This window comes from Mycobacterium sp., from assembly GCF_032159765.1.
Classification (GTDB): Bacteria; Actinomycetota; Actinomycetes; order Mycobacteriales; family Mycobacteriaceae; genus Mycobacterium.
The window spans coordinates 1-8,140 of the sequence record NZ_JAVHWM010000185.1 but is presented as its reverse complement, the minus strand read 5'-3'; the positions used below and the strand labels follow the sequence as shown (position 1 = coordinate 8,140).

At 65.5% G+C, this 8,140-nt stretch carries 7 protein-coding genes; 3 read left to right on the top strand and 4 right to left on the bottom strand.

What is annotated here, in order from left to right; genetic code table 11:
• Positions 1-1,301: glutamate-cysteine ligase family protein (locus QOH60_RS24130; protein ID WP_526424406.1), on the bottom strand; the 1,301-nt coding region annotated here is incomplete at its 3' end.
• Positions 1,302-1,373: 72 nt separating this feature from the next.
• On the opposite strand from QOH60_RS24130, the gene QOH60_RS24125 reads away from it, so the two are divergent.
• Both QOH60_RS24125 and QOH60_RS24120 read left to right on the top strand, forming a co-directional pair.
• Positions 1,374-2,141 (top strand): hypothetical protein, encoded by a 768-nt coding sequence (locus tag QOH60_RS24125; RefSeq protein WP_526424405.1) that lies wholly within the window; start codon positions 1,374-1,376, stop codon positions 2,139-2,141.
• 99 nt (positions 2,142-2,240) lie between these two features.
• Positions 2,241-4,076 (top strand): SatS C-terminal domain-containing protein, encoded by a 1,836-nt coding sequence (locus QOH60_RS24120; RefSeq protein WP_526424407.1) that lies wholly within the window; start codon positions 2,241-2,243, stop codon positions 4,074-4,076.
• Here QOH60_RS24120 and QOH60_RS24115 read toward each other — a convergent pair.
• Positions 4,073-4,840, bottom strand: a complete 768-nt coding sequence (locus tag QOH60_RS24115) for a class I SAM-dependent methyltransferase (RefSeq protein WP_526424404.1) — start codon at positions 4,838-4,840, stop codon at positions 4,073-4,075. The genes QOH60_RS24120 and QOH60_RS24115 overlap by 4 nt on opposite strands.
• Positions 4,841-4,849: 9 nt before the next feature.
• Between QOH60_RS24115 and glpK the strand changes: the two genes are divergently transcribed.
• The gene (glpK, locus tag QOH60_RS24110) at positions 4,850-6,394 is read left to right on the top strand and encodes a glycerol kinase GlpK (RefSeq protein ID WP_526424403.1); all 1,545 of its coding nucleotides are present in this window, start codon (positions 4,850-4,852) and stop codon (positions 6,392-6,394) included.
• Here the strand turns inward: glpK and QOH60_RS24105 are convergent.
• Both QOH60_RS24105 and QOH60_RS24100 read right to left on the bottom strand, forming a co-directional pair.
• Entirely contained in the window at positions 6,391-7,269 is an 879-nt protein-coding gene (locus QOH60_RS24105) for an aldo/keto reductase (RefSeq protein ID WP_526424402.1), read from the bottom strand. The two genes, glpK and QOH60_RS24105, sit on opposite strands and share 4 nt — an antisense overlap.
• A gap of 42 nt (positions 7,270-7,311) precedes the next feature.
• A complete protein-coding gene (locus QOH60_RS24100) occupies positions 7,312-8,052 on the bottom strand; it encodes a PadR family transcriptional regulator (RefSeq protein WP_526424401.1) in 741 nt (246 codons plus the stop codon).
• Between the last annotated feature and the right edge of the window lie 88 nt (positions 8,053-8,140).

Genomic DNA, 8,140 nt, shown 5'->3' with positions numbered 1-8,140 from the left:
CCCAGGTAGCGGTCACGCACGGCCGCCGACACCTGCCACCGGCGAAGCCCTTCGTCCGCGAGCGGCAGCAGCTGACGCAACACCAGTTCGTCGGCGGAGATGGTGCCCATCCCGGGCCAGTACAGCTTGGCGGCAATTCCATTGCGGGCAGCGGCGAAGAAATTCGATTGTGCCGCAGCGAAACTCATCTGCGTCCAGAGCGGCCGGTCCTCCTCGGACAGCGCACGCAGCGCCCCGTAGTAGAACGCCGCGTTGGCCATCATGTCGACGACGGTCGGGCCCGCGGGCAGCACCCGGTTCTCGACGCGCAAGTGCGCACGGCCGTCGACGACGTCGTACACGGGCCTGTTCCACCGGTAGATCGTGCCGTTGTGCAGCCGCAGCTCCGAAAGCCTCGGCGCGCGCCCGGCCGCCAGTTCGGCGACCGGGTCTTCGTCGGAGAGTTCAGGAATCAGCGACGGAAAGTACCGCACGTTTTCCTCGAACAGGTCGAAGATCGATGTGATCCACCGCTCGCCGAACCACACCCGCGGCCGGACACCTTGTGCCTTGAGTTCGTCGGGACGGGTGTCGATTGCCTGTGCAAACAGCTCGATGCGGGTCTCCGCCCAGAGCTGGTGGCCGAGGAAGTACGGCGAATTGGCTCCTAGCGCCAGCTGGGCCGCGGCCAGCACCTGAGCCGCGTTCCAATTGTCTGCGAACTTCGCAGGAGACACCTGCAAGTGCAGCTGCATGCTGGTGCACGCCGATTCCGGTGCGACGGAGCCGGATTCGAGGCTCAGCCGTTCAGGCCCGGAGATGTCGATGAGGATGTCTTCACCGCGGGCCCTGAACACGGAATCCTGCAGCGCGCGGTAGCGAACGACATCACTCATCCACTCACCGGCGAAATGCTCCGGCATCAACGTCGGCAAAATGCCGATCATCACGATGTGCGCGCCGCTGCGATTCGCTTTGCTCTCCGCCGCGTTCAGGCTGGCCCGCACGTCAGCCTCGAGCTCCAGCCCGGAGTCGCCCGGCAGCGGGCGCGGCGGCACGTTGAATTCGATATTGTAGGCGCCTAATTCGGTCTGGAACTTGGGATCGGCGATCGCGGCGAGCACCTCACGGTTGGCCATCGCGGGTTGATACTGCTCGTCGACGAGGTTGCATTCGATTTCCATTCCCGTGAGCGGGCGCTCGAATTCGAACCTGGACTGGGCGAGCATGGTCTCGAACACGTCGAGCGACAGCTGGATCTTGCGGCGGTAATCCCTGCGCTGCGCGCCGCTGAACGTGGTGCCCTTGATGTCCTCGCCCACACCGCCGATGGTTGCGGGTCTCAGAGCCGACTGCAAGCTGTGCTTTACCTGTGCCCCGAATAGGGTGAGCGCATGCCTGACTTCGGCGGCCTCGGGCGGGGAATTGCGAAACGCGCGAAGGAGGCGTCTCAACAGGCCGCCGCGAAGGTGTCGCCGTCGGAGATCGCCGAGGAGGCGGCCCGACTGCAGACCCTATTGGCGAGTCGCCGACCGGAGCCCGGCCCCGTCGTCGGACAGTGGGAGATCGGCATCGGCAACCTGCTGGCCGAGCATCCTCGGACGCCCGGCATGCTGCATGGCCTTGTGCGTCAGCTGAACCGCTACGGCGGGCTGGCGATCGCCGAGCAGACGCTCGCGATCGACGGCGAGGAGATCGAGTGGGACGCCGTCGAGGAGATTCGCACCCGCAACATCGTCGAGTACCTGCTCTCGGATGCGGTCGGGTCTCAAATCGAGCGATTGCCGCTGCCGTGGTTTCCCGGGCGGGGCAAGCTGCTCGACGTGTTGGGAAATGGGTTGATGACATTGGTCATCGCGGCTGCCGACGAGCAGCTTGCGCACCCTGATGTCGACATCCGGATCCCGGCCGAGGTCGAGTACCGCAAGCGCGGCCGACGCCGGGACGAACTCCATCCCGGTGTGCTGGCCTCGCTGGTGCTCGCCGACCCCGCGGTCAGAAGCTGCCTCGAGGCCACCGCACAGACCCATGGCGTCGCAGTCGTGGCGTCCGACGACGAAGATGTCCAGGCGGTCGCGCAGCGCGCGGAAAAGCTCCGCGGAAAGCTCGCCGGCCTCACGGCGCTGGTCGCGGACCGCGGCAAAAGCGCAAGCGAGGCGTAGTCCGGGCTGGCTAGCATTTCCCGCATGCCACACGAATCGTCGGGGTCACTCGGTGGGCGGTGAGCGATGGCGCCACTGAGACTCGAAACTGGCGAGGATGTGGTCTTGGCGCAAGTGTTGGCCAGGGCGGGCGAAGGCACTATCTACGCGTTGGTCGATCATCCCGAGTGGGTGGCCAAGATCTTCCACCCCACATTGAAAGGCCTGGGCGCCAAGCTCGAGAAAGTCGCGGCCATGGTCGCTTCTCCTCCCGAGGAAGCAGAGCAGCGGTCTGATTTCGTGGTGCTGACGTGGCCTCTGCACGTGCTCGAATCCGACGACGGGGCCGTGGGCTACGTGATGCCACGGGTGGACATGGCGACGGCCGTCGAGATCCACACTCTGTCCAATCCGTCGAACCGCGCCAACCCGCTGCCGTCGGCACCGCAGTGGACGAAGGCGGCGACGTGGATTCACCTGGTCAACATCGCCGCCAACCTGTGCATAGCAACAGACGCTGCCCACCGGATGGGTGCGGTGATCGGCGATTTCCAGGAACGCAACATCCTGGTGTCCGATACCACGCGCGTCACGCTCGTCGACTGCGACTCAATGCAGTTCACGGACTCAGCGGGGCGACAATTCCTATGCGGAGTGGGTCGTCCCGAATTCACCGCGCCCGAACTGGCCCACGCAAACCTGCGCACCACCGCCCGCGAGATCGCCTCCGACCTGTTCTCACTGGCGGTGCACGTCCACTTGCTACTGATGGCTGGCAACCACCCCTTCATGCGTGGCACGTGGATTGGTGATGGCGATCAGCCCGACGCCCTGACCCTCGCGAAAGCCGGTCATTGGGCCGGGGGCTGGAATTCACCACTACACACGCACCCGCTTGCCCCGCCGGTGACGTTTCTTCCTGTTGATATCCAACAGCTGTTCAACCGAGCTCTCACCACCGGCGCCCACGATCCTGCGCTGCGTCCAAGCGCCGCTGAATGGCGTGCCGCTCTTCAACGCGTCACCACCACCAGTTGTGTCAACGGCGCCCACCAGATTCCGACGGGATGCGCCGTCTGCCCCTGGTGCGCCATCGACACCGAACGCATGACCCGAAAACGTCGTCGCGGCCCCGCTGCTTACGAAAGTGTCCGACAATCGGCTCCAATCGCCGCCCCTACGCCTGCACTCCTCAGGCCAGGCGTGCTCGCTAAGGTGGTGGCCCGCGACGACGACCTCTATGGGAAGGTCGGCAAGGTCGTCGAGATCAGCCACGACGACGATGACGATCTCGATGTCATCGTTCAGTTCCCTGACGACTCAGAGGTTTACGCGTTCGGGCGCGCCGAGCTGTCGGTGGCCTCGCCTGCAGAGCGGCAACAGATGCCATCAACGACGGTCACCAGCAAGGACTTCTGGTCGAATGTCGGGATCGATCCCATTCGCATCATCACGTCAGACGGCAGCTTCTTGACGCTGAGGTGTTATCTGGACGACGCCCCGATCTTTCTCGGCAGCGGCGGCCGCATCGACGTCTTCCGTTCTGGTCGATTACTTCGCCAGTACGTCGCGGACAACCGCGCCAACGATCTCGACGCGCTCAGCACGTACCGCGACGTTGTGCTCGCAGCCACCAACGGTTCGCTGCGCGCGGATCGGGTGGAAGCCTTCAACGTCTACCTCATAAGAGGATTGGGGGAAGACATCGGCGCGGGACCGAAAGATGTGGACCCCGACCAACTAGCACTCGCTGTCGAACTGCTCGAGGACGTCGGTAAGTACCTTCAGCTCACAGTCGTCGACGACTGCTTACACGACGGGCAACCGCTCGGCGCCTTCGTGAAGGCGGTCCTCAATCACACCCAAACCCGCAAGGCACGCGAGCTCGCCCGCGACGCCGTGCAGCAGTGGACGCACCTGGAGACATTGCTGAACTCCCGTCTGCGCGTGAACTAACGACGGCTGGCGACGAACACCTGCGGACCGCACCCCCGACTGCGCACGTCCACGTCGATTCCCCCACCCGCGTGCGCGGCAAGCGCCTTTACGGCCGATGCGCTGTAGGCCCGCAACGAGCTGATCACCCCGTCGTGCACGAACGGCACCAACGCGAACGGCAGCATCGTCGCCAGCCGCGCGATGTGCAGCAGCGGCGATGGTCGCGGCAGGTCGATGATCAGCAGCTTGTCGGCCACCCTTGTGCCCTCCGCGATCACCGCCGCCGCCTGGGCCGGCGACAGGTGGTGGAACGTCAGTGCCGACACGGCGAGGTCGAAATATCCTTCAGGACAATCGATTTCGGTGGCATCGGCCGCTTTGACGATGGCTCGCGGATGGCTACCCAGCTCGCCCTCGGCAATTTTCACCACAGACGTGGTGTCGATGTCGGTGATGGTCACGCGCGCTGTCGGATGGTTTTCGAGCAGCTTGCGCGATAGCCCGCCGTGGCCCGCCCCCAGTTCGAGAATCTTCGGGTCGGGAACGTCGGCGACTTCCTCGAGAGCGATCAACGCGAACCGCTCGTGATTGCCGAAGAAATCGCCCGTCCACTCCAGAGATTTCACCACGCTGCGTTTGATCCGCTCGTCGACGTCGTCGCGGTCGAGATACTCGCTGCACCCCGTCTGCAACCGGCGGTCCAGCCACGATGCGCCGGGCCCGCCACGCGGCATCTCGTCGATGTCGGTGACTCGTGTCACGGCGGTTCCCATCATTGCCATCATGGACCCTTGCACCCGTTCGCTTCGACCCGAGGAGCACCTTCAGTGGCCGACTTCGTCGCCTCCATCGATCAAGGCACCACGAGTACCCGCGCCATGATCTTCGATCAGTCCGGCTCGGAAGTGGGTCGCCATCAGCTCGAACACGAGCAGATCCTGCCGAAGGCCGGCTGGGTCGAGCACGACCCCGTCGAGATCTGGGAGCGGACGCGATCGGTGCTGTCGTCTGCGCTCAACAAGACCAACCTCGGCGACGGGGATCTGGCCGCTCTCGGCGTCACCAACCAGCGCGAGACGACGGTGGTGTGGAACCGCAAAACCGGTCGGCCGTACCACAACGCGATCGTGTGGCAGGACACCCGCACCGACAAGATTGCCTCCGCGCTGGACCGCGACGGCCGCGGCGACGTGATCCGCCGCAAGGCGGGATTGCCGCCGGCGACGTACTTTTCGGGCGGCAAGCTGCAGTGGATCCTCGAGAACGTCGACGGCGTACGCGAAGCGGCCGAAAGTGGTGACGCCGTCTTCGGCACGACGGACTGCTGGGTGCTGTGGAACCTCACCGGCGGCACCGACGGCGGCGTGCACGTCACCGACGTCACCAACGCCAGCCGCACGATGCTGATGAACTTGGAAACCCTGGACTGGGACGACGAACTCCTCGAGCTCTTCGGGATCCCGCGAGCGATGCTGCCCGAGATCAGGCCGTCGTCGTCGCCAGAACCCTACGGGACCACGCAGCCGTCGGGTGACCGCGACGTGCCGGTGACCGGCATCCTCGGCGACCAGCAGGCGGCGATGGTGGGCCAGGTCTGCCTTGACGAGGGCACCGCCAAGAACACCTACGGCACCGGCAACTTTCTGCTGCTCAACACCGGCGAGACGATCGTGCGCTCCGAGAACGGTCTGCTGACGACGCTGTGCTACCAGTTCGGTGACGCCGCCCCGGTGTACGCGCTGGAGGGTTCGATCGCCGTCACCGGGTCGGCGGTGCAATGGCTGCGCGATCAGCTCGGGATCATCAGCGGCGCCGCGCAGAGCGAGTCGCTGGCCCGTGAGGTCGAAGACAACGGCGGCGTCTACTTCGTGCCCGCGTTCTCCGGGCTGTTCGCCCCGTACTGGCGATCCGACGCGCGCGGCGCGATCGTCGGGCTGTCGCGGTACAACACCAACGCCCATCTCGCCCGCGCGACGCTGGAGGCGATCTGTTACCAGAGCCGCGACGTCGCCGATGCGATGGAGGCCGACTCAGGTGTCCATCTGGATGAGCTGAAGGTCGACGGCGGCATCACCGCCAACGACCTGTGCATGCAGATCCAGGCCGACGTTCTTGGCGTCGACGTGGTGCGACCGGTGGTGGCGGAGACGACGGCACTCGGCGCCGCCTACGCTGCTGGCCTCGCGGTGGGCTTCTGGTCGGATCCCTCTGAGCTGGAAGCGAATTGGCAGGAAGACAAGCGCTGGACGCCGAGCTGGTCCGAGGATCAGCGCGAAGCAGGCTATGCAGGCTGGAAGAAGGCCGTCGAGCGCACGCTGGACTGGGTCGACGTCTAGCCGGCTTGCGCGCTCAGCTCGGTGACGACGTCTGCGCCGAGCTCGATGTCAGCGACGGCCAGGTTCTCCTCGAGGTGGGCCACCGACGACGTGCCAGGGATCAGCAGCACGTTGGGAGCGACGGCCAGCGTCCACGCGAGTGCGATCTGAGCCGGTGTCTTGCCGAGATCTGCAGCTGCCTGCTTCACGGCGGGGTTGCCCAGCACAGGGTTGTCCGCGTTGAACGCCGAGCCGAGCGGGAAGAACGGCACGAAGGAGATGGCGCGCTCGGTGCACATGTCGAGCACGGGCTGTGATGTTCGATCGACCAGGTTGTAGGCGTTCTGCACGGTGACGATTTCGGTGCGGTCCAACGCGACGTGCAGGTGTTCCACCCCGATGCTGGACAGGCCGATTCCCGCGATCAGCCCTTCGTCACGCGCCGTGATCATGGCGGTCAGCTGACGTTCGAACAGTTCGCGGTCGAGCACGGCGGCGGCGCTGGGGTCGTCGCCGTTGTGGATGCGCAGATTGACCGCCGCAAGCCGATCGGTGCCGAGAGTGCGCAGGTTTTGTTCGATGTCCGCGCGCAGGTCGTCGGGCTGCGCGGCGGGAATCCACGCACCCTTGTCGTCTCTTCGTGCACCGACCTTGCTCACGAGCGCGAGGTTGTCCGGATAGGGATGCAAGGCCTCGCGGATCAGCTCGTTGGCCACGTTGGGCCCGTAGAACTGTGCGGTGTCGATGTGGTCCACGCCGAGTTCGACGGCCCGGCGAAGAACGGCGATCGCCTGGTCATGATCGCGGGGCGGCCCGGACACCCCCGGACCCGGAAGTTGCATCGCACCGAAGCCGACGCGTCGGACATCGAATGGGCCAAGCGGAAAGCGCTGCACGGACTCAACTTTAGAGACCGTGCAGCGCTTTGTCGTTCGCGGCTAGTCGTCTTCTCCCAGCACGCCGTAGATCTCTTTGCGCGCCTTGTTGATGATGTCGACGATCCGCTTGTGCTGATCGGCCGTGGCGGCATGCGACGACTGGAACACCGCCGCAGCGAGCTGGCCTGCAGCTGCCCGCAGGTTCACCTCGTCCGGGTCGGCGTCGTCGGCGATCTCCTCCCACGGCGGCGTCTGGGCCGTCGCGGTGGCTTCGCGTCCCGCGTCCGTCAGCTCGAAGAGCCGCTTGCTGCCGTCGGCTTCGGTGGCGACGATGAGGCCCTCATCGACGAGCAGCTGCAACGTCGGGTAGATGGATCCTGGACTCGGCCGCCACAGACCATTGCTGCGATCGGCGATCTGCTGGATCATCTCGTAGCCGTGCATTGGCCGCTCGGTGAGCAGGGCAAGGATCGCGGCACGGGTGTCACCACGCCGGCCACGGCCACGGCCTCGACCACGATGGCCGCGGGGGCCACGAGGGCCACCTCGGCCGCCGGGCCCGAAGCCGAAGCCGCCTGGCCCGAAGCCTGGGCCGAAGCCGCCGCCGAATCCCGGCCCGAAGCCGGCGCCCCAGCCTGCTGCCGCGTTGGCGCGCACCTGGTCCTTGAGCTGCTCCCGAAATTCGCGCTTGGCTTCACGCCGTGCATGGTGCATTGCGCGGCGGCTCTGCGGGTCGAGCGGGTTGAAGCCGACCCCGCCTGCCTGTGGGCCATCCTCGTGGCCCTCGAATGGGTTAGTCATGTGTGTGTCTCATTTCTGATTGTGGACGGAAGCACTGTGTGCGCTCCCGATACGTTTACGATATATCGGAATGTATCGCGATGCAACC

Bases quoted from the DNA above. Each gene is read 5' to 3' on its own strand.
- QOH60_RS24125 (WP_526424405.1), top strand. From the start codon at position 1,374: ATGCCTGACTTCGGCGGCCTCGGGCGGGGAATTGCGAAACGCGCGAAG.
- QOH60_RS24115 (WP_526424404.1), bottom strand. From the start codon at position 4,840: ATGGCAATGATGGGAACCGCCGTGACACGAGTCACCGACATCGACGAG.
- QOH60_RS24100 (WP_526424401.1), bottom strand. From the start codon at position 8,052: ATGACTAACCCATTCGAGGGCCACGAGGATGGCCCACAGGCAGGCGGG.